This is a genomic window from Candidatus Gastranaerophilales bacterium, from assembly GCA_028693235.1.
Taxonomy (GTDB): Bacteria; Cyanobacteriota; Vampirovibrionia; order Gastranaerophilales; family Gastranaerophilaceae; genus JAQUVW01.
In genome coordinates this window covers 1-24,966 of sequence record JAQUVW010000007.1, presented here as the reverse complement: position 1 = coordinate 24,966, position 24,966 = coordinate 1, and the positions used below count along the sequence as shown (strand labels likewise).

At 35.2% G+C, this 24,966-nt stretch carries 18 protein-coding genes, 1 tRNA gene and 2 rRNA genes; 2 read left to right on the top strand and 19 right to left on the bottom strand.

What is annotated here, in order from left to right; translation table 11 throughout:
• Positions 1-10 precede the first annotated feature (10 nt).
• Complete coding sequence (locus PHV37_10270; protein MDD3238463.1) at positions 11-1,426, bottom strand: amino acid permease; 1,416 nt, start codon at positions 1,424-1,426, stop codon at positions 11-13.
• 227 nt (positions 1,427-1,653) lie between these two features.
• Positions 1,654-1,741, bottom strand: a tRNA-Ser gene (locus PHV37_10265).
• A gap of 154 nt (positions 1,742-1,895) precedes the next feature.
• On the opposite strand from PHV37_10265, the gene PHV37_10260 reads away from it, so the two are divergent.
• Entirely contained in the window at positions 1,896-2,624 is a 729-nt protein-coding gene (locus PHV37_10260) for an SIMPL domain-containing protein (protein MDD3238462.1), read from the top strand.
• Here the strand turns inward: PHV37_10260 and PHV37_10255 are convergent, their stop codons facing one another.
• Positions 2,625-2,816: a hypothetical protein gene (locus PHV37_10255; GenBank protein ID MDD3238461.1), complete on the bottom strand. Its 192-nt coding sequence runs from the start codon at positions 2,814-2,816 to the stop codon at positions 2,625-2,627.
• Positions 2,817-2,897: 81 nt separating this feature from the next.
• On the opposite strand from PHV37_10255, the gene PHV37_10250 reads away from it, so the two are divergent.
• Positions 2,898-3,608, top strand: a complete 711-nt coding sequence (locus tag PHV37_10250) for a ubiquinone/menaquinone biosynthesis methyltransferase (GenBank protein MDD3238460.1) — start codon at positions 2,898-2,900, stop codon at positions 3,606-3,608.
• Positions 3,609-3,660: 52 nt separating this feature from the next.
• Here the strand turns inward: PHV37_10250 and PHV37_10245 are convergent, their stop codons facing one another.
• The 16 genes from PHV37_10245 to PHV37_10170 form a co-directional block, all read right to left on the bottom strand.
• The gene (locus tag PHV37_10245) at positions 3,661-4,344 is read right to left on the bottom strand and encodes a response regulator transcription factor (protein MDD3238459.1); all 684 of its coding nucleotides are present in this window, start codon (positions 4,342-4,344) and stop codon (positions 3,661-3,663) included.
• Between the two features lie 120 nt (positions 4,345-4,464).
• Complete coding sequence (locus PHV37_10240; GenBank protein MDD3238458.1) at positions 4,465-5,703, bottom strand: bifunctional folylpolyglutamate synthase/dihydrofolate synthase; 1,239 nt, start codon at positions 5,701-5,703, stop codon at positions 4,465-4,467.
• Complete coding sequence (gene murG / locus PHV37_10235; protein ID MDD3238457.1) at positions 5,700-6,833, bottom strand: undecaprenyldiphospho-muramoylpentapeptide beta-N-acetylglucosaminyltransferase; 1,134 nt, start codon at positions 6,831-6,833, stop codon at positions 5,700-5,702. Before murG ends, PHV37_10240 begins: the two co-directional genes overlap by 4 nt.
• Complete coding sequence (locus PHV37_10230) at positions 6,811-8,001, bottom strand: putative peptidoglycan glycosyltransferase FtsW (GenBank protein ID MDD3238456.1); 1,191 nt, start codon at positions 7,999-8,001, stop codon at positions 6,811-6,813. The genes murG and PHV37_10230 overlap by 23 nt, the downstream gene beginning before the upstream one ends.
• Entirely contained in the window at positions 7,967-9,310 is a 1,344-nt protein-coding gene (gene murD / locus PHV37_10225; protein ID MDD3238455.1) for a UDP-N-acetylmuramoyl-L-alanine--D-glutamate ligase, read from the bottom strand. Before murD ends, PHV37_10230 begins: the two co-directional genes overlap by 35 nt.
• 6 nt (positions 9,311-9,316) lie before the next feature.
• Positions 9,317-10,285, bottom strand: a complete 969-nt coding sequence (gene mraY, locus PHV37_10220; protein ID MDD3238454.1) for a phospho-N-acetylmuramoyl-pentapeptide-transferase — start codon at positions 10,283-10,285, stop codon at positions 9,317-9,319.
• Positions 10,282-11,607: a UDP-N-acetylmuramoyl-tripeptide--D-alanyl-D-alanine ligase gene (locus tag PHV37_10215; GenBank protein MDD3238453.1), complete on the bottom strand. Its 1,326-nt coding sequence runs from the start codon at positions 11,605-11,607 to the stop codon at positions 10,282-10,284. Before PHV37_10215 ends, mraY begins: the two co-directional genes overlap by 4 nt.
• A gap of 54 nt (positions 11,608-11,661) precedes the next feature.
• Entirely contained in the window at positions 11,662-13,047 is a 1,386-nt protein-coding gene (gene dnaA, locus PHV37_10210; protein MDD3238452.1) for a chromosomal replication initiator protein DnaA, read from the bottom strand.
• 80 nt (positions 13,048-13,127) lie between these two features.
• Positions 13,128-14,909 carry an aspartate--tRNA ligase gene (aspS, locus tag PHV37_10205; GenBank protein MDD3238451.1) on the bottom strand — a complete coding sequence of 594 codons (1,782 nt, stop codon included), beginning with the start codon at positions 14,907-14,909 and terminating at the stop codon, positions 13,128-13,130.
• A 68-nt stretch (positions 14,910-14,977) separates the two neighbouring features.
• Complete coding sequence (locus tag PHV37_10200) at positions 14,978-15,811, bottom strand: YitT family protein (GenBank protein MDD3238450.1); 834 nt, start codon at positions 15,809-15,811, stop codon at positions 14,978-14,980.
• Positions 15,812-16,089: 278 nt separating this feature from the next.
• Entirely contained in the window at positions 16,090-16,707 is a 618-nt protein-coding gene (locus PHV37_10195; GenBank protein ID MDD3238449.1) for a redox-sensing transcriptional repressor Rex, read from the bottom strand.
• A 270-nt stretch (positions 16,708-16,977) separates the two neighbouring features.
• A complete protein-coding gene (adhE, locus tag PHV37_10190) occupies positions 16,978-19,623 on the bottom strand; it encodes a bifunctional acetaldehyde-CoA/alcohol dehydrogenase (protein MDD3238448.1) in 2,646 nt (881 codons plus the stop codon).
• Between the two features lie 963 nt (positions 19,624-20,586).
• A complete protein-coding gene (locus tag PHV37_10185; protein ID MDD3238447.1) occupies positions 20,587-22,236 on the bottom strand; it encodes an NFACT RNA binding domain-containing protein in 1,650 nt (549 codons plus the stop codon).
• Positions 22,226-24,211: an adenylate/guanylate cyclase domain-containing protein gene (locus PHV37_10180; GenBank protein ID MDD3238446.1), complete on the bottom strand. Its 1,986-nt coding sequence runs from the start codon at positions 24,209-24,211 to the stop codon at positions 22,226-22,228. Before PHV37_10180 ends, PHV37_10185 begins: the two co-directional genes overlap by 11 nt.
• Positions 24,212-24,350: 139 nt before the next feature.
• A 5S ribosomal RNA gene (gene rrf, locus PHV37_10175) occupies positions 24,351-24,466 on the bottom strand.
• Between the two features lie 111 nt (positions 24,467-24,577).
• A 23S ribosomal RNA gene (locus tag PHV37_10170) occupies positions 24,578-24,966 on the bottom strand; the annotation flags it as partial.

Sequence of the window (24,966 nt, the reverse complement as noted above, 5' to 3'; positions counted from 1 at the left end):
ACAATAAACTTTATTTATTAACTATAATAGCGTCTTGTTTGTTTTTATTCAATACTTTTGTTTTTTTATTTTTTGCACGGCTCCAGAAATAATAAACAGGGAAGCCGGCTAAAGTAATCAACAAACCAGGTAAAGTTGAAGTCGGTTTATCCAAAGTCAGACATCCAACGATAAATGTAATTGCCGAAATAAAAGTAATCGGGAAGAAGTTATTTACGGTAAGAATTTTAGGTTCATCTGCAAATTTTCTTCTGTAGACAAATATACCGAAAGTAGTTATAGCGTAGAATATCAAGTTAATATAAATAACGAAATCCAATAAAAGGTTGTAATCTCCAACAAAAAGGACTAAACAGCAAATCCACATACCTTGCATCCATAGAGAATTTACAGGAACTTTTGTATGTCTGTTAATAGCAGCCAATCCTCTAAAGAACAATCTGTCTTTTGCCATTTTATAATATACACGAGAACCAGTCATAATCATACCGTTTGCACATCCAAAAGCTGAAATCATAAGGATAACAGCAATAATAGCCTCACCGACTTTGCCAAACATAGCACCCATAACAGCAGAAGCCACAATGTCTTCATGTGCATTTTGTATAGCATCTAAAGGAATGGTATAAACATATACAGCGTTTATTAACAAGTACAAAATAACGACCAATCCAACACCATAAACCATGGCTCTTGGGATATTTTTTTCAGGTTCTTTAATTTCACCTGCGATAAAAGTCAGATTATTCCAAGTTATAGCTGCAAACAATGCCCCGACAGTGGCAGTAGCGATAGTTCTCAAGTCGCCCAAATGCATTTGAGTGCACCCATGCGGAAAATTAGCATGTATTACGTCCCAGTTCATTCCGAAGAATATTCCGCAAACAACAATGGCAATCAAAGATAAGATTTTTGTCACCGTGAACAGATTTTGAGTCAAAACGCCGTATTCAACGCCTCGAGAGTTAATATATGTGAGCATTATACAAATAAACATTGCAATCACTTGAACAGAAGATAAGTGGAACGCACCGATTGAAAACAATATGTGGGTGGAACTGATAAAAGGCACCAAAATTCCTAAGAATTTTGCAAACGCTAAACAAATAGCGGCGATAGAACCTGTTTGAATAACAAGGAACAACGTCCAGCCATAAGAAAAAGCCGTAAGGTCATTATATATTTTTTTCAAATACATATACTGACCGCCCTCTTCAGTGATATTAGCGGCCAATTCACCGTAAGCCAAAGCCCCGATTAAAGAAACGAGCCCGGCAGTAAGCCAAACAATAAGCAACATCCAAGAGGACTGTACTATTCGAGCCGTTTCAGCGGAGACGAGAAAAATCCCGCAACCAATCATATTTCCGGCTACCATAGAGATAGAATCTTGCAAACTCAAGGTTCTTCTTAAATCATTGCTCATAAATACACATTCCTACGTTAAGTGAATCGGCTCCAAAGTGCACTCTTATCCGCTAAAAGTCAGGGAAAAACAGCCTTTCGTTGGAGAACTTTAAGATTCAGAGGACTCTCTCTACGAATTAGGGAAAATAACAGGTTATGAAAGGAACAAGCTTAAACTAAAAACCGCGTCCTACAAACGCCTATGTACCTTGCCCTTTCCCCGGTAGAATCTTAAACTCCGGAAAAAGGAAGAGGTGGGATTCGAACCCACGGTACGCTCGTCACGTACGACGGTTTTCAAGACCGCTCCGATAAACCGCTCTGGCACTCTTCCAAGGAGTAATAATATACTACTCAAAAAACATTTAATTGTAAATAGCAAATAAAAATTTTTTAACAATTTTTTGTTTAAAATATCTGAAACCGGCTTGTAAAGCTTCATTCAATCTGTTATAATTGGACTTTATATTGTTTAAATGGAGATATCAATGTTGGAAAAAATCAAAGATTTTCAAATTACTATAGTCGGTATTATTATTGCTTTTGGGCTCATTTTTTGTTCTATGATTATTTCAAACAACATAAAAAAAGACGGCATATATGTAACGGGCTCGGCTTATGAGATTGTCAAATCAGACTCTGCCGCTTGGACTATACAAATAAACACACGTGGAGCAACAATTGCAAATGCTTATAGCAAAATGCAAAAAGATATTCCTGTTGTAACGAATTATTTAATATCAAAGGGCATAACCAAAGAGCAAATCGACATTTTGCCTGCATCGAATTATCCTACATACAGAAATGACCCTAAAACAGGCAATACAACTAATGATATTGCTTATTATAATTATTATCAAAACATCAAAGTCACATCGAATGATGTTAATTTAATCAAAAATTTGTCAACAGCCGTGCAAGCACTCTCTGCTCAAGACATTGAACTTACTTCAAATCCACCTGAATATCAATATTCAAAAATGGCGGACTTAAAAGTAAAATTGCTCGAAGAAGCTACTCTTGACTCAAAAAACAGAGCCAAAGCAATGCTAAAAGCTAATCACAACAGAGTAGGCAAAATCAAAGATGTAAAAATGGGCGTATTCCAAATCACAGCTCCTGACTCAAACTCTGTAAGCGACATGGGCGTAAACGATGCAACTACAATTGACAAAAAAGTAACTGCCGTTGCCAATGTATATTTTCAAATCAAATAATCAAGACTTATGAAAATTAACATTTGGCAAACACATTGCCATATATGCTTGCGATAGACCGTTTTTGTCATAAACCGACTTAACATTTACAGGGCATGAAGTTTTCTTCAAAGACTTTTGAGAAGAAGCATCTTCACCAGTTTTAGCAAGCTTCACTTGCTCATTATTTTGAACTCTGTTTGTCTTTAGCATACAACGCCCCAAATATTAACCTGCTATAATAAAGGTTTTTTAGGATAAAAAATTGCCCCGCAAATCTGATATAATACTAAAATGAAAAATTTATACACCAAAACAGACAAAAACGGGATTAAAGCTCTTTTTCAATCTATTGCACCGACTTACGATGTAATAAACAATTTGATGTCTTTAGGCTTACAAAGCCTAATCAAAAAATCCTTCATAAAGGATTTGCCAATACAGAACCCTCAATTAATATTAGACGCTTGTTGCGGCTCTGGCGACCTTTTGGTTTTTCTCGCCGACAAATACCCGAATTCAAACATTAAGGGGCTTGATTTCTCTACTACTATGCTTAAAATCGCCTCAAAAAAGCTCTCCTCTTGCAAAAACGTATCACTTGCTCAATTCGATATGACCGAATTACATAAACAGAAAATCGCACCTGACTTAATAACAATAGGCTTCGGGCTCAGAAATCTACCAAATGTAGATACTTTTTTAAAAGAAGCATACAAAAAACTTGCCCCCGGGGGAACACTTGCGATACTCGATATGGGACAACCTAACAAAATAATTAAACCCTTTTATTCAATATATTTAAACAAAATCATTCCGACAATTGCGTCTTTAATTTCAAAAAATGAAAGTGCCTATAGATATCTGGGCGAAAGTCTTAAACTTTATCCGACGCAAAAAGAAATGATTCAAAAATTAAAAAATATCGGATTTATCAATGCGAAAAACAAAAATTATCTATTCGGGACAATTGCCACACAAATAGCTCAAAAGCCAACAGAATAAAGAAAAGGAAGGGCGAGCCCTTCCGTAGTGTGTTTAGTGTTAATGTGTTTTCTTAAATAATATTTTCTTTAATAGCCTTAACTGCCGCTTGGACACGGTCATCAACGCACAATTTTTGCAAGATACTGCAAACATGAGCTTTTGCTGTATGTACACTGACTATTAATTCTTTTGCAATTTCAGTATTACTTTTACCTTTAACGAGATGCCTCAATACTTCAAGTTCTCTTTCTGTCAATTGAGCTCTGGCATCGGTTGCTTCAGCAGACGGCAAAAGACTTGTATTTTCAGGTTTTGGGAATAGATTTAAAGCGACTTTTGCAATAGCCGGATCAAGCCAACACGCACCTCTTGCAACATTTCTGATAACATCTGCAAGGGTAGAAGGATCAATATCTTTCAAACAATATGCACAAGCTCCTGAGCCCAAAGCTGCAATAACTTCTTCTGTACGTTCATGCGAAGTCAAAATAACAACATTTGTTTCAGGTGAAATTTCTTTAGTTTTTTGAGTAGCCTCAAGCCCGTTCATACCAGGCAACCCCAAATCCATTAGCACAACGTCTGGTTTTAATTTTTCAATTATTTCCAAACCTTTGACTGCGTCTTCAGATTCTCCTATAACCTCAATATGTTCAAACTCATTCAAAGTGGATCTCAAACCTACCCGAGTAAGTTTATAATCTTCAATAATAACTACCTTTATCATATCATTCTCTGTCATTGCTAAAGCCATTTTTGCCTCCGATTTATCCTAATTAGCTCAATTTTTAACTTTTAAATTATCATAAGACTAATAATAATAGTAAAATTGTAATCGTGTATTAACCAGTTAGGTAATATTTGAGGCTATACCTTAAAATTTTTTGTTTTTTAACAGTTCGCCGATCATGTATAATGAACCTGATACTATTGTGACTGAATCATGACTAAAATTATTTAATATATTTTCCGCTTCGGGTAATTTTATTTCGGACAATTTTGCACTTATGTTAAGTTTTATGTCGTTTATAGTAATTGCGTTTTTGTTTTTGAATTTATAAAAAAACACTGTATCTTCTTTTCTGAATAGGGTTTTTACCACTTTATCATATTCTTTCGTGTTCAATGAACCATATATCCAAACCCGATTTTTTTTAGGAAAATAATAATCCAAACTTTCTCTAAGCCGTAATGCTCCATCAAAATTGTGAGCTCCGTCCACTATAATAGCTCTAGAGGGTATATATTGAAGACGTGCAGGCCATGTTACGTATTGTAAAGCCGCAAACAAATCCTCATCATTTATAGCATACTTTTTGCATTTTAAAAGCGAAATAGTACTCAAAACGAGCTCTAAATTATCCTTTTGGTATAAACCGAGCATGCCGAATTGATGTTTTTGCCCATCAATTACTGCATAATTTATTTTCCCATCAAACATCAATTCAACAGAATTGTGAGCTTTTATAAGTTCTGCTGAATTTACAGAAGCCACATTAGAAACCACATCAAACCCATTGTTTTCAGGAGAAATTACAACCGGGCAACCCTTTTTTATTATACCCGCCTTCTCAAATGCAATTTTTTCGATTGTATCACCGAGCCTATCTTTATGGTCAATCGAAATAGACGTGATTATTGAACAAATATTTTCTTTTATAACATTTGTGGCATCAAACCTACCGCCCAAACCAGTTTCAATTACAGCAATATCAACATTATTTTCGTTGAAATACAAAAATGCCATTACAGTTAAAATTTCAAATTCAGTCAAATGAACATCATTAGCGTCAGCTAACATACAAATTTCGTTCACATAAAACGCAAACTTGTCTTTTGAAATATCGACTCCTGATATTTTTATCCGCTCTGTATATTCAAACAAATGGGGACTTGTATAAAGAGCTGTTTTAAACCCAGCCTGAGTTAAAATCGCAGAAAGCATCGCTGAAGTCGAGCCTTTTCCGTTAGTTCCCGCAACGTGTATGACCTTCAAATTGTCTTGAGGATTTCCAAACAAAGACAGTATCTTTTGCACTCTTTCAAGTCCTAAAGATATGTAAAATTTGCCTTGCGAAGTTAAGATTTCAACGCTTTTTTCATAAGATATCATTTTATAATACTTTTTAATTGCTTTGTTATTGAAACCGCTGCATCAGGTGTTGCCATTAAATATGCAGCGTGTGACATATTAGACATTTTATCTGAATTAAATATTATCTCTTTGACAATATTTAATAAATTATCTCTTGAACAATCTTTATCTTCTAAACAAACAGAGGCACCTTTTTCCTCCATAGCTTTTGCATTTTTCTTTTGATGGTCAGCAGCAGCATAAGGATAAGGAACCAAAATTGACGGCAAACCGCAAAGATTAATCTCAGAAAGGCTAAGTGAGCCTGCTCTTGAAATAACAATATCAGCAGAATTTAAGGCAACCCACATTTCGTCAAAATAAGGTCTGATGACAAGGTTTGTATTCATATAATAATTGGGAAAATATTCCTCAAATCGTTTTATAACATCATCGAAATTCTTTTTTCCCGTTTGAATTATCAACTGGACATCAAGCTCTTCTGTAACAGCTTGAGCCATTTCAATGACGGCATTGTTTATTGTTCTTGCTCCTTGAGAGCCTCCCATAGCAAGTATTGTTACCTTGTTTCGCAAAGAAAGTTTTGCTCTGGCTTCAGTTTTTGACAAATTACAAAATGAACTTCTTATCGGGTTACCGTTCACTTCAATTTTATCTGATTTTAAAAGTTTTTTAGACCCCTCAAAAGCAACTGAAACCTTGTCCGCATAAGGAGCTACAAGCTTTGATACAAGCCCCGGTTGAGCGTCACAATCATGAATCATAAACGGTGTCTTGGTTAATATTGCAGCAATGGCAGCAGGGGCACTTACATAGCCACCTGTTGTAAAAACAGCAGAAGGCTTATATTTTTTAATATAAAAAACTGCTTTCAAGGTTGCTATTTTCAAATCCCAAAACCATTTTAAAAATTTAAAACTGCATTTTCTAGGCATGCCGGAAACTTTTACGGGTAGAAATTCCAACTCGGGATTTTGCTTTACGATATTTTTTTCAAGGTTATCGGGGTTGCCGATATAATAGATTTTTCCTGTATCTTCTTGTTGCAAAAGAGTTTCAGCGATAGAAACTGCAGGATAAATATGTCCACCTGTTCCACCACCTGAAATAAAATAAACTTTTTTGTTATCTGATTGGGTTTGTTGCACTTGTTGAAATCCTTCTTATTCTTTTTTTCGAAATATTTAATAAAACACCTATCATACACATTGATACGACGAGTGATGAAACGCCATAACTGATAAACGGAAGCGGAACGCCTGTTGCTGGTATAAATGAGCTTGAAACTCCCATATTAATAAACGCTTGAAGAACGATTGAGAAAGTTATGCCGGAAGCTAAAAGTTTGCCAAACATGTTGCTACATCTTGAAGCGACAGTCAAACCTCGTTGCAACAAGGTTAAAAACAGCCCGATTATTAAAAGGCAGCCGAGAAATCCGAATTCTTCACCAATCACGGCAAAAATAAAATCTGTATGTCCCTCCGGAAGCCAAGCGAGCTTTTGTTTGGAATTTCCAAATCCAACGCCCCACAACCCGCCTGCGGCAAAAGCTAGCAACGATTGAATAATATTGTAACCTGCACCATAAGGGTCGATTTCAGGGTTGAACCATATTTTGATACGTGATAATTGATACGGTTTTATTAAGAAAAACATTGATAAAATACCGGTTCCGACGACGGAGAAAAACATCTTCATCGACCCACCGGCGTTCAAATACGTAATAACACTAACAGACCCTAAAAGCATTACCATGCTTAAGTTTGGTTGTTTAAAGACTAATAAAACCATTATAATTATGGGCACAAAATAACGCATTATTTTTGTCTCATCAAAAATATTTGCGTCACGATGAAAAGCATTTGCCAAAAGCAGAATAACTGCAGGTTTTGCGAATTCAGACGGTTGGAATTGGATAGGTCCGAACATAATCCAACGTTTGGCACCATTTACAGTAACACCTAAAGGCGTAAAATCGACTAGGGCAAGCATTGCTATAACAAACCAAGCGAAAGGAACTGCCCATTTGCTCAATTTTTTGTAATCAAATTTTGCAAAATACAAAAGCCCAACAGTTGAAATCACCAAACCGCCCATTTGCTTAAACGCAAAAGAAGCAGGGTTTTCTCCCATCATGATACTTTTCGGAGCACCTGCTGAAAAAATCGCCATTATACCAATAACGACAAGAAAAGCAGTAACTATTAAAATCGTCATATCAGGCGGCGAAATAATTACGCTTGAACCTGATGGTGGCATGTTATTATTATAATTTCTGTTATACCTTTGATAAGACATACTTTTTGAAAACATCTCCTCTGTGTTCATAGCCGTCAAACATATCAAAACTAGCACATGCCGGCGACAACAAAACTATTTCATTTCCGAGCTCGATAGACTTATCGATGGCAGATTCCATCGAATCGGTAGTATAAATATGGTTAAAATCATTTTTTTCAAGATTTTCTTTAAAACGATTAGTTGCTTCCCCGATTAAAATGACATCTTTGACGTTTTTATTGACAGAATCACAAAATTCTTGAAGGTCAGTATTTTTATCACGTCCACCTGCAATCAACGTCATATTTTTATTGGGGAAAGCTTTTAAAGCGACCAAAGACGCTTCCGGGTTAGTAGCTTTAGAGTCGTTATAGAAAGCCTTTCCGTTGATTGTAGTTACATATTCAATACGGTGTTCAACGGCTTTAAAAGACATAATCTTATTTTTTATAGCTTCATTTTCCATTCCGATAATTTTTGCAATGATAACAGCACACATAATATTTTGATAATTATGTTCACCTACCAATGGAATATCTTTAAAATCTATAATTTTTTCAGTATTTTTTCTTTTGAACCAAATCGCATCATCTTTTTCGAAACAACAATTTGTATCAAATTCTTTTGAGAAATAGAACTTTTCACCAGTATATTGCTCGCCAAACTCAAAAACCTTGGGGTCAGCTGCGTTAAATACAGCGAACGCAGGAAGTTTGTGAGAAGCAAACAATAGAGCTTTGGCTTTGAAATAATTTTCAAGCCCTTGATGCCAATCTATATGGTCAGGTGTAAAGTTGAGCCAACAAGCGATTTGTGGCTTTAAGGTGGGGCTCGTAGCTATTTGAAAAGAGCTGACTTCACAAACTAAATAATCATTTTTTTGATTTAAAAGAGAAGTCGGAGGCACACCAATGTTGCCACATGCAGGAGCCTTGTATTCACCTGAGAGAATGTGCTCAGCCAAACAAGTTGTAGTAGTCTTTCCGTTTGTGCCTGTTATTGCAACTAAAGGAGCATCAGACTCTTTAAAAGCGAGCTCAATTTCGCTCATAATCGGAATATTTTTTTCTTGTAATTTCTTAAATAAATCTGAATGCGGAGGTATCCCCGGACTTGTTATTGCAACATAAGCATCAGATAAAAACTCATCTGAATGACCGCCTGTTTCAACTTTTATTCCCAAACTTTGAAGCTCAGCAATCTTATCTTGATTTTTAGGATTTTCAGCACCCTCTGTGATATAGCAATCAGCACCTTTGTCAACTAAATATTTTGCAGCTGATATTCCGCTTTTTGAAAGCCCTAATATAATTACTTTTTTATCGAACCATTTTCTTTTCATAAATACTTATCCTACAAAAGTACACAAAAATAATATTACCGCTAAGATACAAAAAATAGTAGTGATTGCGGTAAAAACTGCAACAATTTTTGTCTCTTTCCATCCGCATAGCTCGAAATGGTGATGGATAGGGCTCATTTTAAAAATTCTGTTTCCTGTAAATTTATAACTTGCAACCTGCAAAATAACAGACATTGTTTCACAGAAGAAAATAATTCCGATAGGAATTAACCATAGTTCAAATTTACCCATGACAGCTAATGTTCCAAGCATTCCGCCTAAAGCAAGAGAACCGGTATCCCCCATAAAAACCTTAGCCGGATATTTGTTAAAATACAAGAAACCTGCAGAAGCACCTGCTGTAGCTGCTGCAATGATACCGATATCAATATTACCCAAGAAAGTAGCTATTATTGCACAAGCAGCCATCGCAATGACTACGTTAGAAGCAGCTAAACCATCTAAACCATCAGTCAGATTAACTGCATTTGACACACCTGTAATCACGAAAACTGCGAAGAAAGGATAAAACCAACCGAGATTGAAATCCCATCCACCCAAAGTTATATTGGTATGTCCGGTAACTGTCATATATAAAGCAGGCAAAAGGGCTATAACTATTTGCAAAAATAATTTTCCTTTTGCTGTCAAACCTTTGTTTTGTTTATTTTTAATTTTTTGAATATCGTCTTTAAAACCAGCAAAAGCATAGAAAACAAAAGCCATCAAAATAATTGCTGCCGGAGTGGTCAATTTTTGCTCCATAAGCAATGCTATTATAGAAGCTAAAACCGTAGCCACCACAATAAAAACGCCACCCGTTGTAGGTGTACCTGCTTTTTTTGCATGGTTTTCAGGAGCCACATCCAAAATATATTGGTTATAACCGCCTTTTTGCAAAAAATGCACATACACAACACCGAATAAAAGTGACAAGACAATCGCTATTAAAGCGGAAACTATTATCAAAATCATATATTTTTTAACTCCTCGATTATATCTTCAAACTTCATAGACCTTGAGGCTTTGAGCAAAATATTAGCACCTTTTGGAATATTATCTTTAATGTAACTAACGATTTCGTTTTTAGTCTCAAAATGTTGTCTTACTCTCATATTTTTAGGCTTGATAAATTTTGCGAGTGAACCAAAGGTCAACAAACAATCATAATCCATGGTAGCTATTATGTGACCCAATTCGTTATGATATTTTTTTTCATCTTTCCCAAGCTCGCCCATATCGCCAAGAACAAGTATTTTTGGTGAAGCATAGCTTTTTGTAAAAGTTCTGATAGCAGCTGCCATTGAATCAGGGTTTGCGTTGTAGCTGTCGTTCAAAACGTTATATCCACTTATATTTTCCATTTCCCAACGTTTTTCGATTTGCTTAAATTCAGCCAAACCTTTGGTTATATCTTCAGGCTTTATACCCAATTTCAAACCTGCATTAATAACGGGCAAAGCATTTTGGATATTATGTTCGCCTTCGATATTTAATTTGTAGATTTGATTTTTATATTCAAAAACACTGTTTGTAGAATTGAGCTCCAGTATTTTCAAAGCAGAATCATCAAGTGAAAAATAAGAAGTTTCGCCCTCATATTTGTTATTTTTTTTAATCAACTTGTCATCATGAGCGAATAAAGTGCCCTCTTTGTGTTGATGAGAGGTTATCTCACATTTAGCAAGAGCAATATTGTTTAAAGACCCCAATCGCCCGACATGAGCTGAACCTACGTTTGCAATGATTGATATATCAGGCTCTGCGTACTTTGACAGCAACTCAATTTCGCCAAGTCCACGCATACCCATTTCAACAATCAAAACATTGGTATCTTTTGGCATAGACAATATAGTCTGGCAAAGCCCAATTTCGTTATTATGATTAAGGATTGACTTGTGAGTTTTAAACGCAACAGAAGCAACAGACGCCATCATTTCTTTAGTAGTAGTTTTTCCGCTACTACCTGTAATCGCAATTGTTATTGGGTTATATTTTCTGCGGATAAATCTTGCAATTTGAAGATAAGCGATTTTTGTATCTTCTACCAAAAAAATGCAAGTCGCTTCTTCATGGCACAAAGAAGGGTCTGAAGTAAAATAACCAGACGCACCACGTTCAAGAGAAGAAGCAATATACTGAGCACCGTCAAATTTTTCACCTTTTAAAGGCAAGTAAATTTGTCCTTTTTTAACCGTTCTTGAATCTGTAGAGATGGAAAACTCAGACAATAAATCTTCCGCTTTAATAAGTTCAGCATTAGTTGCTTTTACCAATTCTTCAACTGTAAGCTTCATATATCCCTCGCTCAAAATACTCTTCTGATTTTATCATAAATATAAAAAGCATTCTCAATCATTAATTTTGTTAATCAAATCCGTGACATCTTGAGATAATTCAGAATTTTTAGAGATTTCCTCTTTAATTTTTTCATAAGAGTAGAGAATAGTTGTATGTTTTTTCCCGAACTTTTCTCCGATATAAGGGAAGCTTTCACCCGTAATCTCACGAGCAGCATATATTGCAACTTGCCTTGCGGAAGCTATTTTAGCAAACCTTGAAGTACCTTTTAAATCTTCAACAGACACATTGTAATACTCGGCAACAGCGTCAATTATTCCGTCGATTGTGATATTGATTTTGTTTTCAGAATATTTAATTATTTTTTTAACTTCATCAACAGTAATTTCGTTTTGATACAAAGCACTGTAAGCGCTTATTTTGTTAAAAGCACCTTCAAGTTCTCTTACATTGTTTTTGTAGACTTGAGCCAAAAATTCAACGACATTAAAAGGAAGCTCCATGTGATTTTCTCTTGCCAATTTTTGCAAAATTGCCATACGAGTTTCCAAATCAGGTACTCCAATATCGACCATAAGTCCCCATTGGAAGCGGCTTCTAAGCCTATCTGATAAAGCAGGGATATTTTCCGGAGGTCTGTCACTTGTAATCACAATTTGTTTACCTGCATTATGGAGTGCTTCAAATGTATTAAAAACCTCAATTTCAGTACGCTGTTTGCCTTCTAAAAATTGAATATCATCAATCAAAAGAACATCGACTTTTCGATATTTATCCCGAAAATTATTCATCTTTGTAGTCTTATCAGACCCATGAGAGATTGCATTTATAAGGTCATTGAGGAATTCTTCTGTAGTGACAAATTTAACTTTTAAACCATGCTCAAACAAAATTTGATGCCCGATAGCTTGCATAAGATGGGTTTTGCCAAGCCCAGCACCCCCATAGATAAATAATGGATTATATTTTTTCCCGGGTTCTTTTGCAACAGCAGTCGAGGCAAAATAAGCGAGTTTAGAATTTTCACCTACAACAAAATTTTCAAATTTATATTTCAAATTCAAATTTGTAGATGAACGCATCTGCTTCAAAGACTCGTATTTTGATGGGGCAAGCTTATTTTCTAAATCCGCAATCAAATCTTCCCTGCGGGATTTTGCACTTTTTTTCTTTAGCTTTTTAGACAATTCTTCATCATAAATGACGTTCAAAGCAACTTCTGAACCGACAACCTTTTTCAAAGCACTGACTAAAATCGGTTGGCAATTTTTTGCAATAATTTGCACAGCTAAAGACTGCCCCGACAAAACCGAAAAAGAATTTCCGTCATAATTATGTGGCACCAAAGGCAATACCCAAGGTCCAAACGTAGACGGGGGTATTTCATCTTTTGCTATGTCAAGGACGGCGTCCCATATTTTTACAATGTCATCCATTACCTTTTCTCATTCGCAAATTGCGACTCTGAAAAAGAGATTGATTAAATGAAGTATCAATCTCTTAAATCAAAGTTTAATTATTTAGATTTGACTGCAAGTTTCAAGTGCAATTCTCTTAATTGAGCTTCGCTTGCGTGGACAGGAGCATCTGTCATCAAGCATTTTGCAGAAGAATTTTTCGGGAATGCAATAACGTCACGAATAGACTCTGTCCTACATAATAGAGCAATCAATCTATCCAACCCGATTGCCAAACCTGCATGCGGAGGTGTACCGTATTTTAAAGCATTAACCATGAAACCAAATTTTTCTTGAACGTCTTCATCACTCAAACGAAGAGCTTTAAATATTTTGCTTTGAACATCTGATGAGTGTATTCTAACGCTTCCGCCGCCTAATTCTGTACCGTTATAAACTATATCGTAAGCTATTGAATTAACATGACCCAAATCATCAGCATCAAGCTTGTCCAAATCATCTAAATTTGGAGATGTGAATGGGTGGTGCATAGCCATAAAGCGACCTTCTTCTTCACTCCACTCAAACATCGGGAAATCGACTACCCACAACAAATTATGTTTTTTGTCATCAATCATGCCTAATTTGTCGCCGAAGTATAATCTGAAACGACCTAAAACATCGAAAACGACTTTTGGCTTATCAGCTACAAAGAATACGATATCCCCTTTATCAGCGTTAGCACGTTTTTGAATTTCTGCAATTTGTTCTTCGTTCAAGAACTTAAATACAGGAGATTTAACCTCGCCTGATTCCATATAAGTAACCCATGCCAAGCCTTTTGCACCAAATTTTATAGCGAGATTTCTGACATCGTCCATTTCTTTTCTTGAATATCCGGCAATTCCCGGTATTCTAATCGCTCTAACAGTACCGCCTGCAGCGATAACATCTTTGAACGCTTGGAAAGTAGACGCTTCCATAATATCAGTAACGTCAAAAAGTTCTAATCCGAAGCGAGTATCAGGCTTATCAGAGCCGAATCTGTCCATAGCTTCTTGCCAAGGCATACGAACAAAAGGAGGTTTAACCTCAACACCTGCAGCTTTAAAAGCATCAATCAAAAGCCCCTCAACCATTGAGATGACATCATCTTGGTTTACAAAAGACATTTCCATATCAACTTGAGTAAATTCAGGCTGTCTGTCAGCTCTCAAATCCTCATCACGGAAACATTTTGCAACTTGATAATATCTTTCAACGCCACCAACCATCAACAATTGCTTGAAGATTTGAGGTGATTGTGGCAAAGCGTAAAACTTGCCCTCGTGGACTCTTGACGGAACCAAGTAATCACGAGCTCCTTCAGGAGTTGTATTTATCAAAATCGGAGTTTCAACTTCTAAGAAACTATTATTATTCAAATAATTTCTTATTGCAGAAACGACATTATGTCTGACTTTCAAATTTTCAATAGTTTGAGGTCTTCTTATATCTAAATATCTGTATTTTAAACGAACATCTTCTGAAACATCTTCACTTTCCAATGGGAAAGGCAAAGGTTGAGCTTCTGAAAGAATTTTCAACTCTGTAGGATAAATTTCAACTTCACCTGTAGGAAGCTTGTCGTTATAGGTTTCATCAGGTCGCATAGAAATAACGCCTGTCGCTTGAAGGACATATTCAGATTTTACTTTTTGAATAATTTTATAAACTTCAGGATTTTTATTAGGGTCAGAAACCAATTGGAATACCCCTGTGCGGTCTCTCAATTCAATAAAGATAATGCCGCCTAAATCTCTGACGGCAGATGCCCATCCTGCAAGAGTAATGGTTTCGCCTATATTTTTACTTGTCAGCTCTCCACAGCCGTTTGTTTTCATCGATGTTTTACAAGTCATTTTTATAATCTTCTCACTTTCGTACGTATAAAATAAATTTACCCCAAAAACAGCAATTTTTCAAAGGTTTATATTTTTTTCTTCTTAATTCTTACGCCTTCTACTTCATGAACATTTTCGATTGCGATAAAAGCAGTAGGGTCAATATCTTTAATTATCTTTTTCAACTTCATCAACTCAAGCCTTGATATTATACAAAAAACAATTCGTTTTTTAGCCCCAGAGAACCCGCCCTCAGCATCAATATAAGTAACACTTGCGTCCAAATCATTTATAATGGCTTGCCCGATTTCATTAGAAAAATCAGAAACGACCCTAATTGATTTCGACTCGTTTAACCCCTCAATAACAATATCAATAACTTTATACGCAATAAAATAGGTTAAAATCGAATACATAGCCTGACTCCAACCATACAAGAATCCTGCAGCCAAAAATATAAATACATTAAAAAACATAATAATTTCGCCAACTGAAAATCCGATTTTTTTAGCCAATCTGATAGATACAATCTCTGTTCCGTCAAGAGAGCCCTCATTCCTCAAAATTAACCCGACGCCAAGACCCAATATTACACCGCCGAAAACAGCAGCTAAAGTAAAATCATTTGTTACCTGCGTAGTTTTAAAAACCGTGACAAATATTGATAATACTGAAACCGAATATAATGTTGATAAAACAAATCGTTTTCCGAATTTTTTGTATGCCAAAAACAAAAACGGCAAATTCAAACAGAAAATAAACAATCCCAATGGCTTTGACGTTAAAGTATGGCACATAATAGATATGCCGACAACTCCGCCGTCAATAATTCTGTTCGGGACTAAAAACCCTTCAAGTGCAAACGCTGCGATAATGGCTCCCAGTGTTAAAAATATAAATTTCCTTATCAAATTTTGCATAACTGCCTCTCTGAACATTCCTTATTGATTTTATCATGCAGAAATTTTTTATTTCACTTTATAAATACGAATGTTACAAAGATATGAACAGCCTACAATCACTTTATTAAAGCATTTAGAAGATTTCTGTATAAATAAAATTTTGCAAAAACAGTAAAAGACCTGTATCCATTGAGTTTAAACCGGTTTTTCTATAAAAATATTTATGACAACAACTGCTAAAACACTCTAAACACATTATCTCTAGGCGTTTTAGAAAAACACTACCTGACTCAATTTTACTGAATATTATAAGTAAATTGCAAGAAATTACCCATCAAATTTTCATTCCACACCTGAATATCAGATGGAACATTCAAAACTGAAGGCGTAAAATTCCAAATATATTTAATATTAGAATCAATTAAAAATTCAGCTGTTTTTTGTGCATGTTCTCTCGGGACTGTCAAAATAGCAATCTCAACACTTAACCTACTTGTCAAATTAGGCAATTTAGAAATATGAAAAATCTGCTTGCTATTAACAGACATATCAACCTTTAACGGGTCATTGTCAAAAAGAGCCAAAACATTCAAACCATAACTTTCAAAATTGTCATATTTTGCAAGAGCCAAACCTAAATTCCCCGCCCCTACAATGAAAGCGTCTTTAGGCTTTTCAAACCCTAATGTCTTTTCAATAGATTCTTTCAAATCTTTCACTATATAACCCACACGGCATTTGCCAATGTTATTCAAATGGCTGATATCCTTACGTACTTGAGAATCGTCAATTTGAAGCAAAGCAGCAATTTGAGGACTAGAGATAACTTCAATGTTTTTCTCCATATAATCAACCAAAATACAATGGTACAAAGTAAGTCTATTAATAACTTTTTCTGAAATTCTCTTATGCATGATATTTCTTCCTAATTGCGATTTATCTACTCAATTTAAAAAGGTACTTAAGTGATTTTGACCTATTCAGAAAACTGGCTTTTATCACATTACGCCCTTTTTTCACGATTGAATTTCAATATTTCCGCGACTCTCCACTTTATATTACTACAAAATGTGAAATTTTTCACTATTTTTTTATATATATTATGACAAATTAATACAAATATCTATCATAAAAGAAAGGGTCGGAATTCCGACCCTTCATGACACAAATAAGGTTTCTTATGTTTATATTTCACCAACAAAAGCTTGTTGATAAATGCGTTTGATATCTTCCATCAATGGATATGCCGGGTTAGCACCTGTACATTGATCGTCAAATGCCAATTCAACTAATTCATCTAATCTTTCGTTGAATTCTTTTTCAGAAACACCGAAATCTTTGATTGAATTTGGCAAATTGATTTCTTTCATCAATTTATCAATTGCCTTGATTAACAATTCAACTTTTTCATCGTCATTTTTTCCGCCCAAGCCGAGTTCATCAGCAATTTGTGCATATTTTGCTTTTGCATTCGGGAATTTGTATTGCGGGAAGATTGCTTGTTTTTTAGGCTTATCGGTTGCATTGTATTTGATTACTTGTCTTATTAACAACGCATTAGCTACACCGTGAGGTACATTATACATAGCACCTAGCTTGTGAGCCATTGAGTGACACAAGCCTAAGAATGAGTTAGCAAATGCCATACCTGCAATAGTTGCAGCATAGTGCATTTTTTCTCTTGCAATCGGGTCGTTAGCACCATCAGAGTATGAGCGTCCTAAATATCTGAATACCAATTTAGAAGCTTCTAAAGCATTTGAATTTGTGAAGTTTGTAGCCATAGCTGATACATAAGCTTCAATAGCGTGAACCAAAGCATCGATACCTGATGCTGCAGTTAAGCCCTTAGGCATTCCGTCAACGAAGTTAGGGTCAACGATTGCCATATTTGGAGTCAAAGCATAATCAGCGATTGCATATTTTACATGAGTCTTTTCATCTGTAATAATTGCAAATGGTGTAACTTCTGAACCGGTACCTGAAGTTGTAGGAATAGCAACCATTGTAGCTTTTTTACCAAGATCAGGAATTCTGCAAATTCTCTTTCTGATATCCATAAATCTCATTGAAATATCTGAGAAATCTGTATCAGGTTGTTCATACATTAACCACATAATTTTAGCCGCATCCATCGGTGAACCACCACCCAATGAAATAATAACATCAGGTTCATAAGGTCTTATGATATCCATAGCCTGATTAATAGTAGCTATAGTCGGGTCTGGTTTAACGTCGAAGAAGATTTGGTAATCGATACCGATTTCATCTAAAACGTTAGTGATGTTATAAACAGCACCTGAATTGAATAAGAATCTGTCTGTTACGATAAATGCACGTTTTTTGCCTTCTAATTCACGCAAAGCTAAATCAACAGCACCACGTTTGAAGTAAAGTTTCGGTGGAACCTTAAACCATAGCATATTTTCTCTCCTTTCAGCGACTGTTTTGTAATTCAATAAGTGTTCAACGCCTACGTTACCACTAACTGCGTTGCCGCCCCAAGAACCGCAACCTAATGTCAATGATGGTTCTAATTTGAAGTTGTATAAGTCACCGATACCACCTTGAGATGATGGTGAGTTAATCAACAATCTGCAAGTAGGGATAATATGTGAGAAATAGTCAATTCTTTCTTGAGTTCTTGCATCTGTATATAATGCTGCTGAGTGACCTGCACCGCCTAGAAGCACTAAGTCGTGAGCTTTTTTAACAGCATCTTCGTAATCTTTAGCTTTATACATAGCTAAGATTGGAGATAATTTTTCATGAGCGAAAGGATCTTCAACAGAAACATCTTTTCTTTCGCTTACCAATACTTTTGCGTCTTCTGGAACTTTAAGCCCTGCAAGTTCTGCAATTTTGTAAGCCGGTTGACCTACGATAGCAGGATTTACACTGCCTGCTGGTGTCAAAATAATTTTTGCAACAGCTTCAGATTCTTTAGCGTTTAGAAGGTAAGCACCTCTGTATATAAATTCTTCTTTAACTTCATCATAAACATCTTTAACGATAGTAACAGATTGTTCAGAAGCACAAATCATGCCATTATCGAATGTTTTAGACATCAAGATTGAAGAAACAGCCATTTTCAAATCAGCAGTTTCATCAATGATAGCAGGAACGTTTCCCGGTCCTACGCCCAAAGCTGGTTTGCCTGAAGAATAAGCAGCTTTAACCATTCCCGGACCGCCTGTAGCCAAGATGCAGTTGATATCAGGGTGGTGAAGTAAAGCGTTAGAAAGTTCCATAGATGGTACATCAATCCAACCGATAATATCTTCAGGAGCACCGGCAGCAACAGCAGCATCTAAAACTAATTTAGCAGCAGCAATAGTTGATTTTTTAGCTCTCGGGTGTGGTGAGAAAATTATACCGTTTCTTGTTTTCAAAGAAATCAAAGACTTAAAAATAGCAGTTGAAGTAGGGTTAGTTGTAGGAATGATACCTGCAAGCAAACCTAAAGGTTCAGCGACAATTTTTATACCGTTAGTTTTGTCGGTTTTAATAATACCGCAAGTTTTTGCGTTTTTATGTTTGTTGTAAATGTATTCAGAAGCAAAGTGATTTTTAATAATTTTGTCTTCTACAATACCCATGCCTGTATCAGCGACAGCCATTTTAGCTAGGGGGATACGAGCTTTGTCTGCGGCAGTAGCAGCAGCTTTAAAGATTTTATCCACTTGTTCTTGAGTGAAAGAAGCATAGATTTTTTGTGCTTTTTTTACTCTACTGATTAATTGCTCAAGAGCTTCAGCACTGTCAACGACAGCAGAAGCATTGAGAGCTTTTTCAAGTTTTTCAATGTCTTTTTTTGTTTTAGCAGCCATTAATGTTTCTCCTTTTCTTATCGTGATTTATTTCACTAATCAAAGTATATTACCAATATAATAATTTTTCAAGTGTATTTTTTACAATTTTTAAGTTATGTATATTTTTAGGCATTTTTGGGGATAAATGATTTTTTTAAAGCAAGAACAGATGTGTGATATAATTCACGGATAACGCCTATTCCTACCATTTTGTATAAGTATGCATTAAATCATAAATCTCCACAATATCACACCTCTATTAAATGTATGTAGCTCCAGTGTTTATTATACTTTAAGATGACAAGATTTTTATTGTTAAGTTTTGTTAAATCAAATTTCAAGCCCGTTATTCTATTGTTAGACAAGACTTTACACCCTATTAATGAAAAATCCACACTCATACAAAAGTCAATCTTTCTTGATTGATATACTTTATATATACACAAGAGATAATTAGTCGAAAGATTTAATAAAATGAATGTAAGCTAAAATGCAAAACATTCAAAAAGATTTTTTAACCACACACACTCCACACTACTTACTAACCTTACACTTTACTTTTACACACACGAGGAATCAAAACAGATTCAAAACCCTTTTCATTAGAAAGGGCTTTTTTTTGCCTTCTTTTAAAGGCGAGTTACGAGCCGTAGAAAATGGCGTCACGATAAACAACAGCGACTGCATCGACAAGCTTTTTCTTTCTTTTCTTTTGCATGTGCAGCAATATCTCATATTTATATATATATAATACACTAGTTGTTTTAGAGGGTAAATATACAGCATAATAATATTATTATGAACAAGGCAGAACGTATTCACAGTTTTAGTACTAATAAATTTAGGAAAGTCAGCCTCACATTCAATGATGACTTGTGGGACTTGTACACTGAATACTGCAAAAAAACATCAAACTAAACCAACATGGGAGTTTGAAAAATTCATAATCAACAGCATAGACAGCGACGGAATGCTGGACGATTAACAATAAATCTCTGATTCGTTTTTGTATGTAACAAACGCCAAGCCCTTTGAATTAGATTTTTTCACGTATTTGCGTTTAGTATAAATAACTGGTATTTTTGCACCTGATTTTTGGACTGAATATTTTTTTGCCAGTTGAGCTGCCACCAATAAAACATCGTTTGGAACCGACTCTTTTGGAGCATTCTTCTTAATAACGACGTGTGCTCCTGCCATGTTTAATGAGTGGAACCACAAATCTTCAGGCGATGAAAGCTTTGATAATATATAGTCATTTTGCTTGCTGTTTTTACCGACGTACACCTTAAACCCGGCAAACTCTCTACTTTCTACCTTGATTTCGCTTTCCTTAGATTTTTTATTTTCAGCAGGCAAAATTTCTTGAGCAATATCGTTTAACTCATTAATCGACGACGCCAGTTCGACATAAAACTTTTGCTCTGAGTAATAATCTATTTGCGTTTGAGTTTCTTTTATCATTTCGACAGAATGCTCGTACGCTGATTTCATCTTTTTGTAAAGCTTATAATAGCGGTTTGCGTTATCCGAAGCAGAAAGCGTTGTATCAAGGTCAATTTCGACATTTTCACCTATTTCATAATCAAGCAGTGTAACTGATTTTTCAAATGATTTTATCCGGTACAAATTCGCCATTATAATATCTGCAATTTTTTTATAATAATTTGCTTTATCAATTTGGTCAAGCTGATATTGTTGCTTTGATTTCAGCCTATTTAATTTTTTCAAATTATTATTTAATATAGTAAGCAATCGTTGTTTTAAATTTCTAATAATAGTCTGAGCTTGATAAAAGGAAAAATAATCATCAAGCATATTATTCACAGTACCAACTGAATTAACTCCGGCAACAGGATATATTGAAAAACAAGAAAAATCCTCTGAAATACTCGGCTCTACATAATACAATTCAACCGTTTTTTGAAGTTCAATAAACAACTCTTGTGGATTTTCAAAAGAAAAACCATTTTTTAAAACAGACTCAATAATGGGTTTTGTTATGTCATAAAAAGAATTTATTATGGCATCAATTTTGTTTTCAGCAGCTGATAAAATCAAATTAAAAACTTCAAAATCAATTTTATTTATACTCTTTTTGCGTTTTTTAGGAGGATAAATGTAAGGCAAAAGACCTGCAAGCTCACGCTCTTTGCTTTTTTCAGCCCCGACATTATGAGCACAACCGATAATTACATTTGTATCAGCGTTATACAAAATGACATTACTATGCTTCCCCATAAGCTCTATCGCAAGACATAGTTTAGAATTTTCGTTCAACACATCATAATAATCAAAATAAAATTCAATAATTCTTTCATGCTTTGGCTGAACCACGTCAACAATTTTTGCACCATCTAAATATTTACGTAACAGCATGCAAAACATAGCTGCCTGCTTAGGTATTTCAATCGCCCTTGCCGCCTCGTTTCCCTTTGACATAAAACAAATATGATAAAACGAAGGATTAATATTTACATAAAATTTTCTGGTTTCTTTGAGCCCCCTAAGCTGAAAAATCAGCTCTCGCCTGTTTGGCTGCTGAATTTTTTGAACCCTTGCTCCAATCAAAAACCCTGAATTTTCCTCAAGGAATGCCTTCATAGTCAAAGAGTCAATATTAATCATCATCTTCACCCATTTTTGGAGCGTAAAGAGCAACCTGAATATCTTTGCCTTTCAGCTTAATATTACCTGTATAATCAGCCTGAATAATGTTTTTAACAGCCTCATAAGTGGCTTCTGAAATAAGCAATTTTTTATTAAACTCAGAACATATCTCTGTCATTCTTGACGCAATGTTGACAGTGTCACCCAAAACGGTATAATCAACGATTTTGTCAGTTCCTATACATCCAACAAGTGCCTCACCTGTGTTTATAGCTATTTTGACATCGAGCTTCAACTCTTTTTCGGGCAATGATTTGTTGAAATCATCTATCGCCTCGATTATTTCAACTGCAGCTTTTACAGCATTCATGGCATCTTTCGGGTCAGAAATAGGGTCGCCCCAATACGCCATTACAGCGTCACCAATAAATTTATCAATAGTTCCTTGATATTTGAATATTTTCTCAGTCGCAATTGTAAAAACTTCGTTTAACTTTTCAACAACTAAATCCACTGAATACTTTTCATTTATAGATGTAAAATTAGTAACATCACAAAACATAACAGAAACATTCTTATGTGCAGTTTTGAGCTCAAAGTTTCTTGAATTTTTTAATAATCTATCTAAAACATTGTCAGCTACAAACTTGCCGAAAATACCAACAATCTCTTTTTTCTTTGTATTTTCATCAATCAAAACATACAAATATGAGCAAAACAAAGTAATAGAAAGTAAATACAAGGGATGAACCAAGGGCATATCTAACCTGATTTTTGGGTGCGAAAACAAAAATAAATCCAAAAATAAATATAATAATATTATTAAAATAGAATTAAAAAAAGTAAGCAAAGAAATTTTTGAATATAATGCATTTAAAACAATCAACAATACAAAGAAAAGCACAATCGCTATAGTCATAGCCGCTGGCATTTCCCTCAAAAATTTTGTCCTTACAGGATTATCAAGCTGAGCATCATTAATGTAATTTTGAATTATATTTGCATACACCTCAGCATCAGTCAAACCTTGATAAATAGCAGTATCATGCGTATTTGAGTTTGTTTGAGTAGGTGCTATTATAACTATTTTACCCTTGAAATACTCAACCGGATATTTGATTTTTTCGTATTCAAAAGACCTTCCGGTGGTTTTCATACCTATAATAATCTTGCTTAACGGAATAAAATTATAATATCGTGACATTCCGTTCCAATTTACATAATTGTCTGCACCTTTATTTAATGGTATGGAATAATTCTTGAAGCTCATTTTAGTTTTATCAATATTCAAACGCCCTTCGTAACCTATATATTTTAAAAATGTTGCAAAAGGAAAAGACGGCATATAATAAACAATACTTTTATCAATAATACGTGAAATCGGTTGCGAATAGCGAATTACAGAATCATACTCACGTTGCAAATTCATATACCCAATAGAACTGCTATCAACAAAAATCGGAGGTATTGCTAAATAAGAAAAATAATTTACATCATCTCCAAATTCTCTATCAGATACAAAATTAACATTCAAAGACTCTCTCAACGGGACATAAGAATTATCAATCTTGTCCATCAAAACTGTCATTGGGGAATCCTTTGTAACAGTCTGTGGCGTATTCAAGATAGTCCCCAAAATAACATTGTCATATTTTTCTAAAGTATCTGCTAACTTTAAATCCGACGAACTCGCTGAATGAGTAATATCCTCATAATTTTGAAAAGGTATCGCTATACTTATTGTTGCAGGCTTTCCCTTTTCTAAAAAATCAATTATTTCACCCCACATGTCACGCCCTAAAGGCCAACGTTTTATATTTACCTCAGGATGATTGCTTAAATCAAAAGAGGTTAAATCATCAATTGATAAAATTACAATTTTCTCTCGAACATTATTATAATCATTGTGTTTTGAAAAATTCAACTCGAGTGTCTGCTTCCAGTCTTGAGAAAAAGTTTCTAACCCCGCAAAAAACTTAGAGAAAACAAAACTCAAAATGAGCAAAAATAATACAAAAATAGAAAATAATAATTTATATAAATGCGACTTCATAAAAATAATCATAGTATAAATCAGAGAAAATAACAAACAAAAAAGGTACTTTGAAAAATCAAAATACCTTTTTTAAAATAGAATCTGGCAACTAGCTATGTTTCCGGGAGGTCATCCTCCGAGTATTGTCGCCGCAAGCAGTCTTTACGATCGTGTTCGGGATGGGAACGAGTGGTGTCCTGCCGCTTTGTCACCAGAAAGCTTTTGTAGAATGACATCTGAATTAGAAATTCAATCATTCTAGAGCTAACCTAGCTCATACGCTGAAAGCTGCATAAAATTATAAGTAATCATCATTGCTTTTCGATGATAGGAAAAGCCCTCGTCCTATTAGTATCATTCGACTGAATATGTTGCCATACTTACATCTCAGACCTATCAACCACGTGATCTGCGTGGGGACTTACCTGGTTACCCAGTGAGAGAACTCATCTTACGGTGGGCTTCGTACTTATATGCTTTCAGCACTTATCCGCTTCGAACACAGCTACTGGGCGTTTACCACTGGCGTGATAACCCATACACTGGAGGTTCGCTCTTCCCGGTCCTCTCGTACTAAGGAAGACTCCGTTCAATTCTCTTGCGCGTATACCGGATATGGACCGAACTGTCTCACGACGTTCTGAACCCAGCTCGCGTGCCGCTTTAATGGGCGAACAGCCCAACCCTTGGAACGTACTACCGCTCCAGGATGCGAC

What these genes read in the sequence shown, in the direction of transcription:
- PHV37_10255 (MDD3238461.1), bottom strand. Translation starts at nt 2,816, where the DNA reads ATGCTAAAGACAAACAGAGTTCAAAATAATGAGCAAGTGAAGCTTGCT.
- PHV37_10240 (MDD3238458.1), bottom strand. Translation starts at nt 5,703, where the DNA reads ATGATATCTTATGAAAAAAGCGTTGAAATCTTAACTTCGCAAGGCAAA.
- PHV37_10215 (MDD3238453.1), bottom strand. Translation starts at nt 11,607, where the DNA reads ATGAAGCTTACAGTTGAAGAATTGGTAAAAGCAACTAATGCTGAACTT.
- PHV37_10245 (MDD3238459.1), bottom strand. Translation starts at nt 4,344, where the DNA reads ATGGCTTTAGCAATGACAGAGAATGATATGATAAAGGTAGTTATTATT.
- murD (MDD3238455.1), bottom strand. Translation starts at nt 9,310, where the DNA reads ATGAAAAGAAAATGGTTCGATAAAAAAGTAATTATATTAGGGCTTTCA.
- PHV37_10270 (MDD3238463.1), bottom strand. Translation starts at nt 1,426, where the DNA reads ATGAGCAATGATTTAAGAAGAACCTTGAGTTTGCAAGATTCTATCTCT.
- PHV37_10200 (MDD3238450.1), bottom strand. Translation starts at nt 15,811, where the DNA reads ATGCAAAATTTGATAAGGAAATTTATATTTTTAACACTGGGAGCCATT.
- adhE (MDD3238448.1), bottom strand. Translation starts at nt 19,623, where the DNA reads ATGGCTGCTAAAACAAAAAAAGACATTGAAAAACTTGAAAAAGCTCTC.
- PHV37_10185 (MDD3238447.1), bottom strand. Translation starts at nt 22,236, where the DNA reads ATGATGATTAATATTGACTCTTTGACTATGAAGGCATTCCTTGAGGAA.
- aspS (MDD3238451.1), bottom strand. Translation starts at nt 14,909, where the DNA reads ATGACTTGTAAAACATCGATGAAAACAAACGGCTGTGGAGAGCTGACA.
- mraY (MDD3238454.1), bottom strand. Translation starts at nt 10,285, where the DNA reads ATGATTTTGATAATAGTTTCCGCTTTAATAGCGATTGTCTTGTCACTT.
- dnaA (MDD3238452.1), bottom strand. Translation starts at nt 13,047, where the DNA reads ATGGATGACATTGTAAAAATATGGGACGCCGTCCTTGACATAGCAAAA.
- PHV37_10260 (MDD3238462.1), top strand. Translation starts at nt 1,896, where the DNA reads ATGTTGGAAAAAATCAAAGATTTTCAAATTACTATAGTCGGTATTATT.
- PHV37_10230 (MDD3238456.1), bottom strand. Translation starts at nt 8,001, where the DNA reads ATGTTTTCAAAAAGTATGTCTTATCAAAGGTATAACAGAAATTATAAT.
- PHV37_10195 (MDD3238449.1), bottom strand. Translation starts at nt 16,707, where the DNA reads ATGCATAAGAGAATTTCAGAAAAAGTTATTAATAGACTTACTTTGTAC.
- PHV37_10250 (MDD3238460.1), top strand. Translation starts at nt 2,898, where the DNA reads ATGAAAAATTTATACACCAAAACAGACAAAAACGGGATTAAAGCTCTT.